14 protein-coding genes, 1 pseudogene and 1 riboswitch are annotated in these 17,097 nt (G+C 66.2%); of the genes and pseudogenes, 5 read left to right on the top strand and 10 right to left on the bottom strand.

Annotated features, from left to right (window positions below):
- Positions 1-18: 18 nt before the first annotated feature.
- The 8 genes and pseudogenes from EA795_RS16740 to btuB all read right to left on the bottom strand — a co-directional run bounded on the left by EA795_RS16740 (position 19) and on the right by btuB (position 8,537).
- Positions 19-1,470, bottom strand: a complete 1,452-nt coding sequence (locus tag EA795_RS16740; protein ID WP_122078500.1) for a cobyric acid synthase — start codon at positions 1,468-1,470, stop codon at positions 19-21.
- Positions 1,467-2,456: a threonine-phosphate decarboxylase CobD gene (gene cobD, locus EA795_RS16735; RefSeq protein WP_122078498.1), complete on the bottom strand. Its 990-nt coding sequence runs from the start codon at positions 2,454-2,456 to the stop codon at positions 1,467-1,469. The genes EA795_RS16740 and cobD overlap by 4 nt, the downstream gene beginning before the upstream one ends.
- The gene (cbiB, locus tag EA795_RS16730) at positions 2,449-3,360 is read right to left on the bottom strand and encodes an adenosylcobinamide-phosphate synthase CbiB (RefSeq protein ID WP_122078623.1); all 912 of its coding nucleotides are present in this window, start codon (positions 3,358-3,360) and stop codon (positions 2,449-2,451) included. Before cbiB ends, cobD begins: the two co-directional genes overlap by 8 nt.
- Positions 3,357-4,007: a 5,6-dimethylbenzimidazole synthase gene (bluB, locus tag EA795_RS16725; protein ID WP_122078496.1), complete on the bottom strand. Its 651-nt coding sequence runs from the start codon at positions 4,005-4,007 to the stop codon at positions 3,357-3,359. Before bluB ends, cbiB begins: the two co-directional genes overlap by 4 nt.
- Positions 4,004-5,296, bottom strand: coding sequence for a cobyrinic acid a,c-diamide synthase CobB (locus tag EA795_RS16720; protein ID WP_122078494.1), 1,293 nt, complete (start codon positions 5,294-5,296; stop codon positions 4,004-4,006). Before EA795_RS16720 ends, bluB begins: the two co-directional genes overlap by 4 nt.
- A 166-nt stretch (positions 5,297-5,462) precedes the next feature.
- Positions 5,463-6,066 (bottom strand): annotated as a pseudogene (cobO, locus tag EA795_RS16715) (cob(I)yrinic acid a,c-diamide adenosyltransferase).
- Positions 6,066-6,638 (bottom strand): hypothetical protein, encoded by a 573-nt coding sequence (locus tag EA795_RS16710; protein ID WP_122078492.1) that lies wholly within the window; start codon positions 6,636-6,638, stop codon positions 6,066-6,068. Before EA795_RS16710 ends, cobO begins: the two are co-directional and overlap by 1 nt.
- A 24-nt stretch (positions 6,639-6,662) precedes the next feature.
- Complete coding sequence (gene btuB, locus EA795_RS16705) at positions 6,663-8,537, bottom strand: TonB-dependent vitamin B12 receptor (protein WP_122078490.1); 1,875 nt, start codon at positions 8,535-8,537, stop codon at positions 6,663-6,665.
- Positions 8,538-8,656: 119 nt separating this feature from the next.
- A riboswitch (cobalamin riboswitch) is annotated at positions 8,657-8,875 on the bottom strand.
- A gap of 240 nt (positions 8,876-9,115) precedes the next feature.
- Between btuB and EA795_RS16700 the strand changes: the two genes are divergently transcribed.
- The 5 genes from EA795_RS16700 (at position 9,116) to EA795_RS16675 (ending at position 16,311) form a co-directional block, all read left to right on the top strand.
- Positions 9,116-9,373, top strand: a complete 258-nt coding sequence (locus EA795_RS16700) for a type B 50S ribosomal protein L31 (protein WP_058075932.1) — start codon at positions 9,116-9,118, stop codon at positions 9,371-9,373.
- A 225-nt stretch (positions 9,374-9,598) separates the two neighbouring features.
- Positions 9,599-11,560, top strand: a complete 1,962-nt coding sequence (locus EA795_RS16690; protein WP_122078488.1) for a TonB-dependent receptor domain-containing protein — start codon at positions 9,599-9,601, stop codon at positions 11,558-11,560.
- A gap of 1 nt (position 11,561) precedes the next feature.
- Positions 11,562-15,452: a cobaltochelatase subunit CobN gene (gene cobN, locus EA795_RS16685; protein ID WP_122078486.1), complete on the top strand. Its 3,891-nt coding sequence runs from the start codon at positions 11,562-11,564 to the stop codon at positions 15,450-15,452.
- A 47-nt stretch (positions 15,453-15,499) separates the two neighbouring features.
- The gene (locus tag EA795_RS16680) at positions 15,500-15,976 is read left to right on the top strand and encodes a MotA/TolQ/ExbB proton channel family protein (RefSeq protein WP_122078484.1); all 477 of its coding nucleotides are present in this window, start codon (positions 15,500-15,502) and stop codon (positions 15,974-15,976) included.
- On the top strand, positions 15,976-16,311 hold the full coding sequence (locus EA795_RS16675; RefSeq protein WP_122078482.1) for a DUF2149 domain-containing protein: 336 nt from the start codon (positions 15,976-15,978) through the stop codon (positions 16,309-16,311). Before EA795_RS16680 ends, EA795_RS16675 begins: the two co-directional genes overlap by 1 nt.
- Positions 16,312-16,362: 51 nt before the next feature.
- Here EA795_RS16675 and EA795_RS16670 read toward each other — a convergent pair whose 3' ends face one another.
- Complete coding sequence (locus tag EA795_RS16670; protein WP_122078480.1) at positions 16,363-16,710, bottom strand: antibiotic biosynthesis monooxygenase family protein; 348 nt, start codon at positions 16,708-16,710, stop codon at positions 16,363-16,365.
- Positions 16,707-17,054 carry an NIPSNAP family protein gene (locus tag EA795_RS16665; RefSeq protein WP_122078478.1) on the bottom strand — a complete coding sequence of 116 codons (348 nt, stop codon included), beginning with the start codon at positions 17,052-17,054 and terminating at the stop codon, positions 16,707-16,709. The genes EA795_RS16670 and EA795_RS16665 overlap by 4 nt, the downstream gene beginning before the upstream one ends.
- Positions 17,055-17,097 lie beyond the last annotated feature (43 nt).

Below are 17,097 nucleotides of genomic sequence, written 5' to 3'. Positions count from 1 at the left end.
ACTCTCCTGAAGGTCATGTCAGATGCCGCACAGCGCGCGCAGGCGCGTGACATCCAGGTGCGCCTCGACCAGATCGGCCAGGCGCTCGATATCGCGCTCGCGCAGCGCGTGGTAGTCCACCGTCTCGACCTCACCGAGCCCGGCCCAACGCAACAGCACGGTGCAGGCCGCCGGACTTTCGAACAGGCCGTGCAGGTAGGTGCCGAGCACCTGGCCGTCGGCGCTGACGGCGCCATCGCGGCGACCATCGTCCAGTTCGACCGCGGCCTGGCGCAGCGCCGGTCCGTCGCTCACCCCCGCATGGATCTCGTAGCCGCTGACTTTGGCACCCTCCAGGCACAGCCGCCCACGCACATTGCGCAGCTGCTTGTCGGCTTCGAGCACGGTGTCGAATGCCAGCAGGCCAAGCCCCTCGCTCTCGCCGGCCGCCCCTTCCAGCCCGAGCGGATCGGCGATGCGCTGGCCGAGCATCTGCAGCCCGCCGCAGATGCCCAGCAGCTTGCCGCCATAGCGCAGATGACGCTGGATCGCTGCCTCCCAGCCGTTGGCACGCAGCCAGGCGAGATCGGCACGCACACTCTTGGAGCCGGGCAGGACGATCAGGTCGGCGGCAGGAACGGGTTGTCCGGGACCGACGAAACGAAGATCGACCTGCGGGTGCAGACGCAGCGGATCGAAGTCGGTGTGGTTGCTGATGCGCGGCAGCACCGGCACCACCACTTTCAACACTTCGGCGGCCTTGGCCGACTGGCGCACATCGATGGCATCCTCGGCTTCCAGGTGGAAATCCATCAGATACGGCAGCACGCCCAGCACCGGCTTGCCGGTACGTCGCTCAAGCCAGTCCAGCCCAGGTTGCAACAGTGCGATATCGCCGCGAAAGCGGTTGATGACGAAGCCCCGCACACGCGCCTGCTCCGAAGCGCTGAGCAGCTCCAGCGTGCCGACCAGATGAGCGAAGACACCGCCCTTGTCGATATCGGCAATGAGGATCACCGGGCAGTCCACCGCCTCGGCGAAGCCCATGTTGGCGATGTCATTGGCGCGCAGGTTGATCTCGGCAGGCGAGCCTGCACCCTCGACCATCACCACGGAATACGTCGTACTCAAGCGCCGATGGGATTCCAGTACCGCCTGCATGGCCACGCGCTTGTAATCGTGATAGACGGCGGCATCCATCTGAGTGACGGCCCGCCCATGAATGATCACCTGGGCGCCGGTATCGCTGTTGGGCTTGAGCAGCACCGGGTTCATGTCGGTGTGCGGCGCCAGCCCGGCGGCCTGGGCCTGCACCGCCTGGGCGCGGCCGATCTCGCCGCCGTCGGCGGTCACCGCGCTGTTGAGCGCCATGTTCTGCGGCTTGAACGGCGCCACCGCCACGCCCTGGCGCGCCAGCCAGCGGCATAACGCGGTCACCAGGGTGCTCTTGCCGGCGTCGGAGGTGGTGCCCTGCACCATCAGCGTGGTCATGCGTTCTGCTCCCGGTAATGCCGAAGGGCCTGCTCCAGCCTCGCCCAGCCCGACTCCTCACCGGGCAGGCCGAAGCGCAGGCCGAGCGGCATGAACAGCCGTGTGAGGATACCGGCACGCGCTAGGTGATCGTGCAACTGTGCGGCCTTCGCATCGCACACCGTCTGGAACAGCGCGCAGCCACCGGTCGGCGGCAGTTCCTGTTCGGTCAGCAGGGCCGCGAGCCGCGCGCCATCCTCGCTCAACCGCTGGCGCTGTCTGCGCTGGCCCTCGGCATCGGCCAGCAGGACACTGCCCAGCCACCGCGTCGGACCACCGACCGGCCAGGGCCCGAGCTGCTCCTCGAGCACGCGTAGCAACCCGCCATGGGCCAACGCGAAGCCCAGGCGCGCACCGGCCAGGCCGAAGAATTTGCCGAACGAACGCAACACCACCAGCCCCGGCAGATGGCTGTGGGCAGCCAGGCTGTGCTGCGGCATGCAGTCCATGAAGGCCTCGTCGACCACCAGCCAGCCGCCGTGGTCAGCCAGCCGGGCATGCCAGTGCAGCAGTTGCTCGGTGCCTATCAGCCGGCCGCTGGGATTGTTGGGGTTGACCACCACCAGCACGTCAAGCCGATCGAGCGTCTTCGGCACGCTGGCTTCGCAGAGTTCGACCAGTTGATGCCCTTCGCGCCGCCAGGCCTCGGCGTGTTCGGCGTAACAGGGTGATACCACCCCGACCCGCGCCGGCCCGCGCAAGCGAGGCAGCGCCTGGATGGCCGCCTGCGATCCGGCCAGCGGCAGCAGCGAACGGGCGCCGTAATAGTGCTGCGCTGCGGCTTCCAGCCCGTCGTCGGCTTCCGGCAGACGGCTCCAGGCATTCGCGGGAATTTCCGGTATCGCCCAGCCATAGGGGGCGATGCCGGTGGACAGGTCGAGCCAGTCCGTCAGCGCGACTCCATGGCGCTGCGCCGCCGCCCGCAGGCGCCCACCGTGCTCAAGCATGCAGCCAGCCTCCGATCAGCAGCACCACTAGCCAGACGCCGACGCCAGACCAGACCAGATCCAGCGCGCGCTCGATATCCCCCGCCCGTGGCGGCTCGCCCTCGCCCAGCGGCGGTCGCGTGTGCAGTTCGCCGTGATAGATCGCCGGCCCGCCCAGGACGACGCCCAGCGCGCCGGCGCCGGCGGCCATCACCGGTCCGGCGTTGGGGCTGTCCCATGAGGGCGCCTGTGCGCGCCAGCAACGCAGCGCCTGGCGGGTCCGGCCGAGCAGCGCATAGGTCAGCGCCACCAGCCGCGCCGGTAGATAATTGAGTGCATCGTCGATCCGCGCCGCGGCCCAGCCGAAGCGCTCGAAACGTTCGTTGCGATACCCCCACATGGCATCCAGGGTGTTGCTCAGGCGGTAGAGCACGACACCCGGCGCACCGGCAATCACAAACCAGAACAGCGTAGCGAATACCGCATCACTGCCGTTCTCTAGCGCCGACTCGGTGGTGGCGCGGGCCACGCCCGCTTCGTCCAGCGTCGAGGTATCGCGGCTGACGATATAACCGACCCGCCGGCGCGCCTCCGGCAGATCACCCAGGCGCAGCGCCCGCGCTACCGGCAACAGGTGCTCGCCCAGGCTGCGCAGGCCCAGGGCCAGGTACAAGAGCACGATTTCCACCAGCCAGCCGATACCCGGCAACAGGCTGAGCAACCAGGCCAGCCCCGTCAGTGGCAGTACCGCCAGGCACCAGGCCGTCACGCCGTGGCTGCGCCAGCCGCGCGCTTCGGGCCCGTTGAAATGCCGTTCCAGGCGATCGGCCAGCCGCCCGAAGGCCACCAGCGGATGCGCGCGCTTCGGCTCGCCGAGCAACGCATCCAGGGCAACGCCCGCCAAACAGCTCAACGCAAGGCTCAAGGGCGTCGCCCCCATTGGTCCTCGTACAGCAGCTCCGCCAGTGGTCGCCCCTGGGTCCAGCCTTCCAGCTCGAGCATCGGTGCTGGATAGAAATCATGCACCGGCCCGAGGCATAGAATCGCCGCCGGCCTGGCGCCGGCCGGCATGCCCAGCAGCTCGGCCAGCGCCTGCGGCTCGAACAGCGACACCCAGCCCATGCCCAGCCCCTCGGCGCGAGCGGCAAGCCAGAGGTTCTGGATGGCGCAGGCCAGCGACGCCAGGTCCATTTCCGGCAGGGTGCGGCGGCCGAACACATGGGCGTCGCGGCCATCCATCAGCGCGGCGACCAGCAACTCGGCGCACTCGTGGATGCCCTCGACCTTCAGCCGCATGAACTCGCTGGACCGCTCGCCGAGCGCCTCGGCAGTACGCTGGCGCTCCTCCTCGACCAGCGTTCCGATACGCTCGCGCAGATCCCTTGTGGTGATGCGAATGAAGCGCCAGGGCTGCATCAGGCCGACGCTGGGCGCCTGGTGTGCAGCCTCCAGCAACCTCGCCAGCAGCTCCGGTGCCACCTCGCCACCTGCGAAGTGACGCATGTCGCGGCGTTCGGCAATGGCGCGGTAGACCGCCGCGCGCTCCTCGGGACTGAAGGCATGTTCGCTCATGGACGCAACAACTCCGCGGCTGCGGTCGGATCGGACGGCAGGTAGAAATGGATGTAGGACGCCGTCAGGCGCCCCTGGCGGTAGACCGCCTCGGCGGTGCGCTTATAGTTCGGGCATTCGCCAAGCGCAAGCGGTTGCAGCGATGTTTCCAGCGCCGAATGGTGGAAGGTGTGCCCGCGCAAGCGCCCTTCCGGCAGCTCGACCGTCTGCAGCGCCAGCGCCGTCAGCCGCGGCTGCAGCCGCGCCTCGCCGGGCAGTAAACCAAGCATGGCGCCGTGTGTGCCGGCCTTGTCGGTGAGGCCGTCGAGCAGATAGAGCATGCCGCCACATTCGGCGAGGATGGGCTTGCCGGCGGCATGATGGGCACGGATCGCTTCGGCCATCCCCTGGTTGTCGGCCAGCGCGCACAAATACAATTCGGGATAGCCGCCGGGCAGGTAGAGGCTGTCCACCAGCGGTAGCGCTGTATCGGCGAGCGGCGAGAAGAACACCAGCTCGGCGCCCAGCTGGCGCAACAGGTGGAGGTTGGCCTGGTAGAGAAAGGCGAAGGCCGCATCGCGTGCCACGCCGATGCGCACGCCCTGCAGCAGCGGTTCCACCGTGCGCGAAAGCGGCGCGGCAAAGCTCACCGCCGGCGGCAGCGCCACATCGGCGCTGGCCTCCAGGGCATCGGCGGCGGCATCCAGGCGTGCGTCCAGGTCGGCCAGTTCGTCGGCCTGCACCAGCCCCAGATGGCGGCTCGGCAGTTCGACATCCGTGCTGCGCGGCAACGCGCCGTACCAGCGAATCGCCTCCGGCAGGCTGTCGCGCAGGATCTCGCCGTGCCGCGTGCTGCCGACGCGGTTGGCCAGCACCCCGGAAAACGGCAGGTCCGGCTGGAAGCTCGCCAGCCCATGGGCCAGGGCGCCGAAGGTCTGCGCCATGGCCGCACCATCGATCACCGCCAGCACCGGCACGCCGAAACGCCGCGCCAGGTCGGCGGCGCTGGGGTTGCCATCGAAGAGCCCCATCACGCCTTCGATGAGGATCAGATCGGCTTCGCCGGCGGCTTGCCACAGCAGTCGGCGCGATTCCTCCTCGCCGACCATCCACAGGTCGAGCTGATAGACAGGCTGGCCGCTGGCGCGAGCGAGAATCATCGGATCGAGAAAGTCCGGCCCGCACTTGAATACCCGCACGCGCTTGCCCTGGCGCGCATGCAGCCGAGCCAGGGCGGCGGTGACGGTGGTCTTGCCCTGCCCGGACGCGGGCGCGGCGATCAGCAATGCCGGGCAGCTTCGGCTATTCATCGCAGCCTCGCAGGGCGAGTCGAGTCATGGTGGATGTAAAGAGCGACATCCACCCTACGTTTCCGAGGTCTGGCGTAGGGTGGATGACGCTTCACCCATCCACCGACAACGCGGGCGGTGGATGAAAAAGGCGCCATCCACCCTAACTGACCTGTAAGCATCGGCATCAGAACTCCACGCCCTTCTGCGCCTTCACGCCCGCCTTGAACGCATGCTTGACCAGGTTCATTTCGGTGACGGTATCCGCCGCCTCGATCAGCCCGGGCGGTGCCCCGCGACCGGTGACCACGACGTGCTGCAGCATTGGCCGCGACTCGATATCGGCCAATACCGGCTCCAGCTCCAGATAGCCGTATTTCAGCGCGATGTTCAGCTCGTCAAGCACCACCAGACCGATGCTTTCATCGGCCAGCAGCTCACGCGCCACTGCCCAGGCCTCCTGCGCCTTGGCGATGTCGCGCTGGCGGTCCCTGGGTTTCCCAGGTGAAGCCTTCGCCCATCACGTGATAACGCACCTCCTCGGGGAAGCGTCGGAAGAAGTTTTCCTCGCCGGTGCTGGCCGCGCCCTTGATGAACTGCACCACGCCGACCTTGATGCCGTGGCCCAGCGCGCGGGCAACCATGCCGAAAGCCGAGCTGCTCTTGCCCTTGCCGTTGCCGCTGTGCACCAGCAGCAGGCCGTACTCGTCCTGGGCCTCGGCGATCTTCGCGTCGACCACCGCCTTCTTGCGCTGCATGCGCGCCTTGTGCCGCTCGTCGCGCCCGTCCATCAGTGCACCTCCCGTGCGCGTAGGCGCAGCGCCGAGAAAATACCGGCATGCAGCACCAGCGCCGTACCGACGTAGAACGCCAGGTTACCCAGATGACGCGGCACGTACTGGGCGATGCGCGCCAGGAAGCCGGTCAGAGTCGGTTCGGGGTAGCGACCGGAGAAGAAGTAGAAACCACCGCCGGAGAACAGATAGGCGACGAAAGCCGCACCCACCAAAGTCAACGCCAGCACGGCCAGGCTGCGCAGGTTGTCGCGCTGCCAGCCGGCGAACAGCCGCCCGGCCAGCCACAGGCTGCCGTAGGCCGGCACCAGCGCCCAGTAGGCCGGCGACAGGCACCATTCGCTGATGGTGCCGCTGGCCAGGGAGCCGAAGTCCAGCACCGATGCCACGGCGAACAGCAGCACGAACATCCAGCGCGGACGCAGGTAGAAGCCGGCCAGGAAGAAGATCGACCAGCTGGCGCTGGGCAGATTCTGGACGCTAGCGAAGTGTTGGCCACGGGTCATGGCCATCAGCAGGATCATCGCGGCGCCTATTGCCAGTTGGGCGCGCATGGACAGGACGTGCATGCTGTTATCCTCCGGATTGCCGGTTTACAGGGCCTGATAGCGCACGGTGAAATACACCGCGCGACCGGGCTGCTCGTAGGTCTGTGCGGTTTCGTAGTCACGGTCGAACAGGTTCGCCAGCTTGACCTGCAAGCGCCAAGCCTCGTCGAAACGGTACTCGCTGCGCAGGTCCACCAGGGCGTAGCCCGGCATGCGCGAATCCTCGGCGTTGCTCGCCTTGTCGAAGCGCTCGCTGGCCGCGTACAGCGACGCGCCCAGGCCGACGGCGCCGAACTGGCGATCAAGGTCCAGGTTGAACTGGCGCTTGGCGCGGCGCTGCAGCAGATGGCCGTGGTTGGCCTTGCTGCGGTCCTGCGGGTCCATGAAGGTCATGTTGGCAGCCACGTTCCAGCCGGCCAGCACGGTGGCGACGCTGGTCTCGATGCCGCGGATGCGCGCCACGTCGACGTTTTCCGGACGCATGGGGCTGCTGCCCGCCCAGACGATCAGATCTTCGATCTGGTTTTCATAGGCATTGATGTTCCACTCACCCCAGCCATGACTGCCGCGGATGCCGATCTCGTAGCTTTCCGATTCCTCCGGCTGGAGGTCCGGGTTACCTTCCATGCCCCTTGTAAGCGGGTAATACAGATCGTTGAAGGTCGGCGCGCGGTAGGCGGTGCCATAGGCGGCGGTCAGCGTCAGCGCGTCGCTCAGGTCGAAGCTGTAACCCAGGCTTCCGGTGTCGTGCGCACCGAAGAACTCATCCTTGTCGCGACGCAGGCCGGCCTGCACGCCGTGGCGGCCGAAAGCGGCCTGGTACTGGACGAAGTAGCCCTTGTTGTAGCGGTTGTCCTCGGCATAGTCGTCGCTGCTGTCGACACGATCCTTTTTGTAATCCATGCCGAGGCTCAGCACCTGCGCCTCGCCGAAATTGAAGTCGTTCTGCCAGCTCAGGCTGTCGCGGCGGGTATCGAAGCGCGAATTGAAGTCGCCGTCCTGAAATCTGTCATCCAGGTCCTCGCTATGCCCGGCCTGCAAGGTGACGTCCCAGAAGGCCAGCGGCGAGAAGCGCGCGCGACCGCTGAGCGCCTGCAGGGAGCCGTCGCTGTATGCATTGGTTCCACTGAGTCCGTTTTTGGCGCTATAGCTACGGGCATCAAAGTCGCTGTGGTTTTCGCTCTGCAACCAGCTGCCGTCGAGCTCCAGGCCGTTGTCGAAGCGATAGCCGGCGCGCAATTGTGCAGAGAGTTCGCGGTAGCCGTCGGCATCCGGCTCGAAGGCCTTGGGTTCGTTGCTGCGATAGGCGCGAGCATTGATACCGTCGGTGGACTCGCTGGCCACGCCGAGGTTGAACCAGCCGTTGCCGTGACTGCCGGCCACACCGGCCGACCCACTGTAGCTCGAACGCGAACCGGCACCCACCGAGAAGTAAGGCTTGAAGCCCTTGGCGCCACCGCGACGGGTGAATATCTGGATCACCCCGCCCATGGCTTCCGAGCCGTACAGGCTGGAGCGCGGTCCACGGACAATCTCGATACGCTCGATCTGCTCCACCGGGATGCTCTGCAACGCGGCGCTGCCGGAGGTGGCCGAGCCGACCCGGACGCCGTCGATCAGCACCAGCACGTGCTTGTCGCTGGTGCCGCGAATGGACACCGAGGTGCTCTTGCCGCGCCCGCCGTTGCTGGTGACGCTGACTCCGGCCAGGCGCTGCAGCAGCTCCGGCACGCTGCCGGCCTGCTGGCGTTCGATCTCGTCACGGGTGATGAGGCTGCTGGAAGCGATGGACACCGGCGAATGGCCGGTCCGGCTGGCGGTGATCACCTGCTGGCCCAGCAGCAAGGCATCGCCATGATCGGCCAGGACACAGGAAGGAAGGCCCAGCAGCACCGCGGCCAGGGGAAGGGAATTGCGCATTGGATCGAGGTTCTCCGTCGTGCCCACCCGCACGACCAAAATGTCGGTGGAGACAGACGGAAGAACTTGAAAGAAGGGAGTACCGCAAAGGTACGCACCCGCTCAGCGCCCGCCGCACTGTCAGTGAAATGCGACAGGCCGGTCTCCGGGCTTGCGAGCGGATGCGTCATGGCATCCCGAAACCGCGCCTTCCTGTGCGTGGAGCACAGTGGCCGTTGCGGTTTCTCGACTCGCCTACCGTTGCGGGGGCAGCGCCGGAATCTTCGTGAGAATGGACCGGCTTCCCTGTTTCACCCATGTGGCTTTTTGCCAAGGGCACCTGAGGCGACGCGGAGGTTAGTCCAAGGCCGGGCGCCGCGCAACCGCGAGTTACGGCGTCGGATCGCAACGAACAGCGGCTGCATGTGCGCGCCGTCCCGTCCGAGCCAACAGCGCCGGACAGCCACACGCCGGCTGCCGACATGGACCAGATTGGAACCGCCGGAGTAAAGCTCCTCCCTGCCACCAGCGAATATTCGTCTCGCTCAACTGAATTGTTATGATATAACATCTTCGATCACACCAATTGCGAGGCCCCCATGAAGCCAGGCATTCATCCCCACTACCGCCCCGTGCTCTTCCACGACACGGCGGCGGATGTGTATTTCCTGATCGGCTCGACAGCCGAAACCACCCGTACGCATCAGCACAGCGATGGCAACACCTACCCGTACATCGCACTCGATGTGTCCAGCGCATCGCATCCGATCTACACCGGCAAGCAACGCAAGACCACTGCCGAAGGGCGCATCGCCGGTTTCAACAAACGCTTCGCCGGGTTTACCGCGAAGAAGTGATCTCTCTCACCGCCAGAAGCGAGTCGGCCCGAAGCCCGGGCGGCTCGCTTGTGGCCAGCCCTTTCAGGGTGCTTCTAAAAACGTAGGCGAGGCAGCCAGCGCAAGGCGAAAACAGGCGAAAAAGCGCAGTTTACGAGTTGTAAATGAGCATTTTGAGCCTGTTTTCAACGCAGCGATGGCAACGCAGGTAGTTTTTAGAGGTGCCCTTCAGCCAAGGAAGATGCGATGTCCCGCTGCACCCGCCTTCACGTCCTGCCCAAGCCCGCACGAATGATCACCGCCCTCGCCTTGCTGCCGCTGTCGGCACTCGGTGCTGCAGAACGGATAAATCTCGAACCCACAGTCGTTACGGCCACCTCCACCGAACGTCAGCTGAACGACGCACCCGCGAGCGTTACGGTCATCAGCCGTGAGGAACTGGCCCTGCGACCCGTGCAGGATCTGGAAGACGCCCTGCGTGGCACGCCGGGTCTGCAATTCACCGGCATCGGCATGGCGCGCCGTGGGGTGAGCATCCGGGGGATGGGCAGCGAGCACACGTTGATTCTGGTGAACGGACAACGCATCAACAGCGCGGCCGGCGCCGTGGCGCATGCCGATTTCGATCTGGGCTGGGTGCCGGTGGAGGCTATCGAGCGAATCGAGGTCATACGCGGGCCCATGTCGTCGCTATACGGCTCCGAGGCGCTGGGCGGTGTGGTCAACGTCATTACGCGGCGCGGTACCGACGCGTGGCACGGTGCGGCTCAGTTCAACGGTGGCGTCCGCGAGGATGGCCGGGGCGGTCAGACACATCACCTGGGTGTCTATGCCGGCGGCCCGCTGGTGCCGGGCGTGCTCGGGCTGTCACTGAGCGGCGAGACACGACGGCGCCAGGACACGCCCCTGCACAACGACGCTTCCCAATCGGAAATCGAAGGTCGGGACGCGCAAAGCGCCAGCGCCACTCTGAGCTGGACCCCGGACACGGCGCAGCGCATCGACTTCAGCTACGCCAACGGCCTGGAGGATCGCTGGCGCAACACCCGTAGCGCTGGCCGCGCACCGGTGGAATATGAATCCAGCGATCGCATCGAGCGCGAGCGTTTCTCCATCGCCCACAGCGGCGACTGGGCCTGGGGCAGCAGCACCTTGCGCGCCTACCGCAACACGCTGGAGCGCAACCAGCGCTACACCAACGGTGTCGTTCCGACGTCCCCACGTCAGGAGCTCACCGACGACATCATCGATGGCAGCCTGAGCCTGCCGCTGGCAGACATCCACCTCGTCACTTTCGGCGGCGAATGGCGCAAGGAGCAGCTGGAGGATGGCGGTTTCGTCACCGGTGATGCCCAGAACATTCACCGCGCCCTGTTCCTGCAGGATGAAATCCAGTTCGATCCGTCCTGGTCGCTGGTGCTGGGCAATCGCTTCGATCAGCATGAGCAATACGGTTGGCACAACAGCCCTCGCGCCTACCTCATCCATCATGTCAACGATGCGCTGACCATCAAGGGCGGTGGCGGTCGAGGCTTCAAGGCGCCGTCGCTCAAACAGCTTTCACCGGGCTACTCGGCCATCGGTGGCGGCGGCATGTTCACCATCTACGGCAACCCCGACCTCGAGCCCGAAACCAACACCACTTACGAGATCAGCGCGGACTATCAGGCAGACGGCTGGTCGCTGAACGCCGGGATATTCCAGAACAACGTGCGCGGCCTGATCCAGACCGTATGCGTTTCCGACTGCGGCCAGCGCGGCCGCGAGGTGCGCAACTACGACAATGTCGACAAGGCACGCATTCGCGGCCTCGAACTGGGCGGCGGCCTGGACCTGCCAGCCAACCTGCGCTGGGACCTGAACTACACCTATCTCGACGCCATCGACCGCAGCGCCGACCGGCGTCTGGGCGACCGCGCCCGCCACCTGGCCAACACCCGGCTGCAATGGTCGCCAAGCGCAGCCTTCAGCGCCCAGCTGCGTGGCGAGTACGTCGGCAGCCAGCTGACTTATTCCAGCAACACGGCCTATGGAGTACCTGCCTACAGCCTCTGGCACCTGGAGCTGACCCAGCGCATCACCGACGACATCAGCCTTCGCGGCGGCATCGAAAACCTCACCGACGAGGACTTCAGCGACGCCTCCGACAACTTCACCTTCGCCGAGCCAGGTCGCACCTACCACATCGGCGTGAGCCTGAGGTTCTGAGATGCGCAAGCTGAGCCTCTTGATGCTGCTGGCGCTGTTCGGGTACGACGCGGCGGCGGCCGATCCCGCACGACAAGACGCCGTCCAGGTACGGGTGCTGACGACCGAATTCGTGCTGCAGGGCAAGCTCGACCGGCTTGCGGCATGGGCAGCCGAGTCGAACGTCACGCTGAACGGCGTGCGCATCGCATCGTCCGCCGACCGGGCCGAGCCCAGCGATCCGGACCTCCTGATCCTGGATACGCCGCGCCCCGCCGACCTCACGCGGGTGCAGCAGTATCTCGGCGATCGGCTCAGTGCTGGCGACACGCCCTGGATACGCGTCGGCGGCGGCCCCCCAGCCTTCGGCAACCTGCCGACAACGGTCGCCAAGCGCCTGATCGGCTACTACGGCAACGGCGGCGAGCGCAACCAGCGTCACCTGTTCGCCTACCTGCGTGCCTGGCATGACGGCGATGCCACCGATGCGATTCCCGCCCCGGCGGAACTCGCCCATGCCGGCATCTACCACCCTGCTGCGCCAGAACCCTTCGAGCACCTCGCGGATTACCTCGCCTGGGCTGCCGATCGCTGGGCCGCAGACGCACCGCGCGTGGCCTTCGCCATTCACCGCGGCGCACTGGTGGACGGTCAGCTGCAACTGATCGATGAGTTGATCGACCGCAGTGAGGCACGCGGCCAGGCGCCGATGGCGTTCTGGATGGACGACCGGGACCCGCAAGCGCTGGGCAAACTGCTCGGCCCCGCCCACACCGATGTGCTGGTCAACCTGCAGCACATGCAGAACGGTCCGGCGCGGCAGGCTGAATTTCTCGCACTGGGCATCCCCGTGCTGTCGACCCTCACCTGGCGCGACGGTGACCGAGAACACTGGCAAGCCTCCAGCAGCGGCGTCTCGCCGCGCACCGCCGCCACCCTGCTGACGGTGCCGGAAAGCTGGGGCATGACCGATCCGCTGGTGATCGCCGCCATCGAGAATGGCGAACCGGTTTCGATTCCGCAGCAGATCGACGCGCTGCTGGCCAAGGTCGACCGCCTGACGCGGCTGCGTCGGCTGGCCCCAGCCGAAAAGCGCCTGGCCGTGATGTTCTGGAACCATCCCGATGGCGAAAGGAATGTCGCCGCCTCCAATCTCAACGTGCCACGCAGCCTGGCGCATCTGACCGCCGCGTTGCAGCAGGCCGGTTACCAGGTGCCCGCAACCGACGAGAGCCAATTGATCGAAACGGCCCAGCGCCTACTCGGCGGCTACTACCGACCGGACACGCTCGACCAATTGCTGGCCGACGACCTGGCCGAAACCCTACCGCTGTCGGCCTACCAGCGCTGGCTGGCGACCCTGCCCCGGCCAAGCCGACAGGCGTTGCTCGACCGTTGGGGCGAGCCCGCCGAGCACTGGGCCTTGCGCGAGATCGACGGACAGCCGCAGTTCGTCATTCCCGCCGCACGCCTCGGCAAGCTGCTGCTGATGCCACAACCACCCCGTGCAGGTCGCCCGGGCGAGGCCTATCACGATAGCAAGGTCCCGCCCGATCATCTTTATCTGGCGGCCTACCAGACACTTCACGAGGAGTTCGAGGCCGATGCCCTGATCCACTTCGGCACCCACGGCACCCAGGAATGGCTGCCCGGCAAGGATCGGGGTCTGGCCACGGGCGATTACCCCTTCCTCGCTCTGGATGATCTACCGGTGCTCTACCCCTATATCCAGGACAACATCGGCGAGGCCATCCAGGCGCGCCGCCGTGGCCGCGCCGTGATCGTCAGCCACCAGACGCCGCCCTTTGCGCCTGCCGGCCTCTACGCCGAGTTGCGCGATCTGCATGCGCTCATCCACGAATACCAGCAGCTCGATGAAGGCGCGGTGCGCGAAACCACCGCCGAACGCATCCGCCAGGCGGCGCTGCAGAATTCAATGATGGCGGACCTCGGCTGGGACGAAGCCCGCATGCGCGCCGAGCCGAAGGGCTTCCTGCAGGCCCTGCACGACCACCTGCACGAACTGGCCGAGGCGAACATGCCGCTGGGCCTGCACACCTTCGGCGAACCGGCCTCACCCGAACATCGCCTGGCCACGGTGTTGCAACAGCTGGGCGAGCCCTATCTGCAAGCGCTGGACCTGACCGGGGACGAACCCTTGGCCGAGGACTTCGCCGGGCTGCAGGCGAGCCTTCCCTATCGCATCCTGCAACGCTATCTGCGCGACGGCGAAAGCCTCGACTCGATCGCTGATGCCGGCCTGCGCGAACAGCTCGAACGCGCCCGGCTGCTGGACGCCCATCTGAGCCAAACCGGCGAGATCGAGGCGCTGTTGGCCGGTCTTGCCGGTGGTTTCGTCACGCCCGGCCCCGGCGGTGACCCGGTGCGCAACCCGGAAGTGCCCAGCGGTCGCAACCTGTACGCCTTCGAGGCGGACAAACTGCCGACCCGCGCAGCCTACGACGCGGGTGGCAAGGCGCTGGAGCAGCTGGTCGCCCGCTATCGGGACGAGCATGACGGCGAACCGCCGGAAAAGCTCGCCTTCAGCCTCTGGTCGTCCGAAGCCATGCGCCATCTCGGCATTCTCGAAAGCCAGGTCCTGCATGCGCTTGGCGTGCGCCCGGTGTGGGATGCAGGCGGACGGGTGCGTTTGCTGGAGATCATTCCGGCAGCTGAACTCGGTCGGCCGCGTATCGACGTCGTGGTCCAGGTCACCAGCGTTTACCGCGACCAGTTCGACAGCTTCATGCGCCAGCTGGCCGACGTGGTGGAACGCCTCGCGGCACTGGATGAGCCCGGCAACCTGATCGCCGCTAACAGCCACGCCCTCGCCCGGCGATTGCAGGAACAGGGCTTCGATGCCGAACGCGCCAGGCGCCTGTCGCAGCTGCGGCTGTTCGGCAACGAACCGGGTGACTACGGCACTGGTGTCTCGCAGCTCACCCTCGACTCGACACGTTGGGACAACGACGCCGAACTGGCCGAGCAGTTTCTCTCGCGGCTGCAATATGGCTACGGCAGTGCCAGCTGGGGCGAAAGGATCGAAGGCCAGAATCTGTTCGCCGAACAGCTCAGGGGCGTGCAAGCGGCGGTCATGGCCCGCTCCAGCGAACTCAACGGCGTCTTGTCGACCGACCATCCCTTCGAGTTCCTCGGTGGCCTTTCGCTCGCCATTCGCCATCTCGACGGCGCCAGTCCGTCGCTCTATATCTCCGACCTGCGCAAGACCGAGCCGCGCACCACCGGCGCGGCAAGCTACCTGGCCAGCGAGCTGCGCAGCCGCTACCTGAACCCGCAATGGATCGGCGCCATGCAGCAGGAAGGCTACGCCGGCACCCTGGAAATACTGAACGTGGCCAACAACCTCTGGGGCTGGCAGGCGGCCGATCGCAGCATGGTACGCGCCGACCAGTGGCAGGCGCTGCATGACACCTTCGTCAACGACCAGCGCGAACTCGGCCTCGACCGCTGGTTCGAAGCGCACAACCCCACCGCCCAGGCGCAGCTGATCGAGCGCATGGCCGAGGCGATCCGCAAGGGCTACTGGGATGCCTCCGACGAAACCCGCCGCGAACTGGCCGAACGCTGGCAAGCACTGACGAGCGAGCATGGCGCCGACAAGGGTGAGGCGCTCACCCGCGAATTCATCGAGCAGATGGCCGGCGGTTTCGGCCTCGCACACAGCACGGCACCTGGCGCTGCCGAGCCGGCTTTTTCGAATGCGGCCGCTGGCGAAGCGGTGCGCGGCCAGGTGATGCAGGAGGTTGTCGAGCAACCGACCGAAACGCCGAGCCGGCTGCGGCTCCTGCTCGGCATCACCGTCCTGCTCGTCTGCCTGCTGCTCGGCGCCTTGCGACAGGCGGTAGGGTCTGTTGACGTTTCAGCGCGGGGTGCGCCTTGCAACAGACCCTAACAACCGCCGTGTCGCCCTCCTTTCCTGAACCGAACGAACCGAACCCAATGAACGCACTCGAAACCAGTCTCTACGAACTCACCCGCATTTTCCTCGTACCCGTCTTGCTGCTGATCCTGGCTGCGCTGGTGTATGCCTTTTTCGCCTTGGGCAGCTTCGTGATGGAGGGCTGGCAGCGGCGCCGGGGTCGCTACCAGTCCGCCCTCGCCGCCCGCCAGGCCGCCCATGGCGGCACCAGCGACGATCTCGAACTGTGGATCATGCAGCGCCTGGAATGGCTGCGCGTGACCTCGCGCAGCGCGCCGATGCTGGGCCTGGTCGCCACCATGATTCCCATGGGTCCGGCCCTGCTCGCGCTGACCGAAAGCGATGCCCAGGGCATCGGCAACAACCTGGTCGTCGCGTTCTCGGCGGTGATCCTGGCGCTGGTGGCGTCCAGCATCAGCTTCTTCGTCCTCACCGTGCGCCGCCGCTGGCTGCTGCAGGAGCTGCGCGCCATCGAACGCGCCGGAGAGATGCGCTGATGCGTTTTCTTGATCATGACGATGACGACGATCCGCTGCTCTCGGTGGTCAACCTGATCGATCTGTTGCTGGTGGTGATCGGCATTCTGCTCATCGTCATCGTGCAGAACCCGCTCAATCCGTTCAGCCAGGACAAGGTCGTGGTCGTGCAGAACCCCGGCGAAGCCAACATGCGCATGCTGATCAAGGACGGCCAGGAGCTGAAGCAGTACGAGTCCAGCGGCGAGATCGGCGAAGGCCAGGGCGCCAAGGCCGGCGTCACCTACCGCCTGAACGACGGGCGGATGATCTACGTGCCGGAGGTCGCGCCCGTTCGAGAGGCAGACGAGACATGACAGCCGTCTGCCCAATGAAAGGCCAGCTTTCCAGAGTCGCGGCCTGCCGGACTATGACGGATGCACCTCACGCGAATCCTCGGGCACTTCGTCCCGGTCGTTCAGGCCGTAGTCCCGGATGACCGAGGCGACACGGAGCCGGTAGTCGGCGAAGATGACCTGCCGTCCGGCCTTCTGCGTGGACCGGTGCAGTTCGAAGTTGCGCCATTGCCGTACGGCTTCCTCGTCCCGCCAGAACGAGAGCGAAAGAATCTTTCCGGGCTGGCTCAGGCTTTCGAACCGCTCGATGGAGAGAAAGCCGTCGATGCCGTCCAGGTGCGGACGCAGCGCGCTCGCGGCGTCGAGGTAGTCCCGCTTCCGGTCCGCGTGGGGCAGGACCTCGAAAATAACCGCGATCATGCCGCATCCTCCCCGGGCCATGGCGCTAAGCCAAGCGTTCCCGCCACCACCTCGACGAAGGTTCGTTCCTCCTTGAGGATCAGCCGACGCTGATGAGCCATGGCGAAGTTCCTGCCCCCCTCTTCGTCGGCCTTCAGACGGGCACGGTACGACTCGTAAGCGGCCAGGCTCTCGAACGCGATCAGCCCCCAGGCGACGTCGTTCGTTCCCTCGTGTGGCAGGAAATACCCCAGCAGGTGGCCGCCGCACCTCGGAATGATGCGTCCCCAGTTGGCGGCGTACTCCCTGAAGGCCTCGCGCTGAAAGGGATCGATCTCGTAGCGGATGACGCAGGTGATGCTCATGTGCTGCCCTCCTTCGAACAAGCAATTCACAAGGTAGCGTCTT

The organism is Stutzerimonas nitrititolerans (assembly GCF_003696285.1).
Taxonomy (GTDB): Bacteria; Pseudomonadota; Gammaproteobacteria; order Pseudomonadales; family Pseudomonadaceae; genus Stutzerimonas; species Stutzerimonas nitrititolerans.
This window is presented reverse-complemented; position numbering and strand designations above follow the sequence as displayed.

Excerpts from the sequence above, each read along its gene's own strand:
- EA795_RS16710 (WP_122078492.1), bottom strand. The coding sequence starts at position 6,638 with ATGCACGTCCTGTCCATGCGCGCCCAACTGGCAATAGGCGCCGCGATG.
- cobN (WP_122078486.1), top strand. The coding sequence starts at position 11,562 with ATGCGCAAGCTGAGCCTCTTGATGCTGCTGGCGCTGTTCGGGTACGAC.
- EA795_RS16680 (WP_122078484.1), top strand. The coding sequence starts at position 15,500 with ATGAACGCACTCGAAACCAGTCTCTACGAACTCACCCGCATTTTCCTC.
- EA795_RS16740 (WP_122078500.1), bottom strand. The coding sequence starts at position 1,470 with ATGACCACGCTGATGGTGCAGGGCACCACCTCCGACGCCGGCAAGAGC.
- cobD (WP_122078498.1), bottom strand. The coding sequence starts at position 2,456 with ATGCTTGAGCACGGTGGGCGCCTGCGGGCGGCGGCGCAGCGCCATGGA.
- EA795_RS16720 (WP_122078494.1), bottom strand. The coding sequence starts at position 5,296 with ATGAATAGCCGAAGCTGCCCGGCATTGCTGATCGCCGCGCCCGCGTCC.
- EA795_RS16665 (WP_122078478.1), bottom strand. The coding sequence starts at position 17,054 with ATGAGCATCACCTGCGTCATCCGCTACGAGATCGATCCCTTTCAGCGC.
- EA795_RS16675 (WP_122078482.1), top strand. The coding sequence starts at position 15,976 with ATGCGTTTTCTTGATCATGACGATGACGACGATCCGCTGCTCTCGGTG.
- EA795_RS16700 (WP_058075932.1), top strand. The coding sequence starts at position 9,116 with ATGAAGCCAGGCATTCATCCCCACTACCGCCCCGTGCTCTTCCACGAC.
- EA795_RS16690 (WP_122078488.1), top strand. The coding sequence starts at position 9,599 with ATGTCCCGCTGCACCCGCCTTCACGTCCTGCCCAAGCCCGCACGAATG.
- EA795_RS16670 (WP_122078480.1), bottom strand. The coding sequence starts at position 16,710 with ATGATCGCGGTTATTTTCGAGGTCCTGCCCCACGCGGACCGGAAGCGG.
- btuB (WP_122078490.1), bottom strand. The coding sequence starts at position 8,537 with ATGCGCAATTCCCTTCCCCTGGCCGCGGTGCTGCTGGGCCTTCCTTCC.
- bluB (WP_122078496.1), bottom strand. The coding sequence starts at position 4,007 with ATGAGCGAACATGCCTTCAGTCCCGAGGAGCGCGCGGCGGTCTACCGC.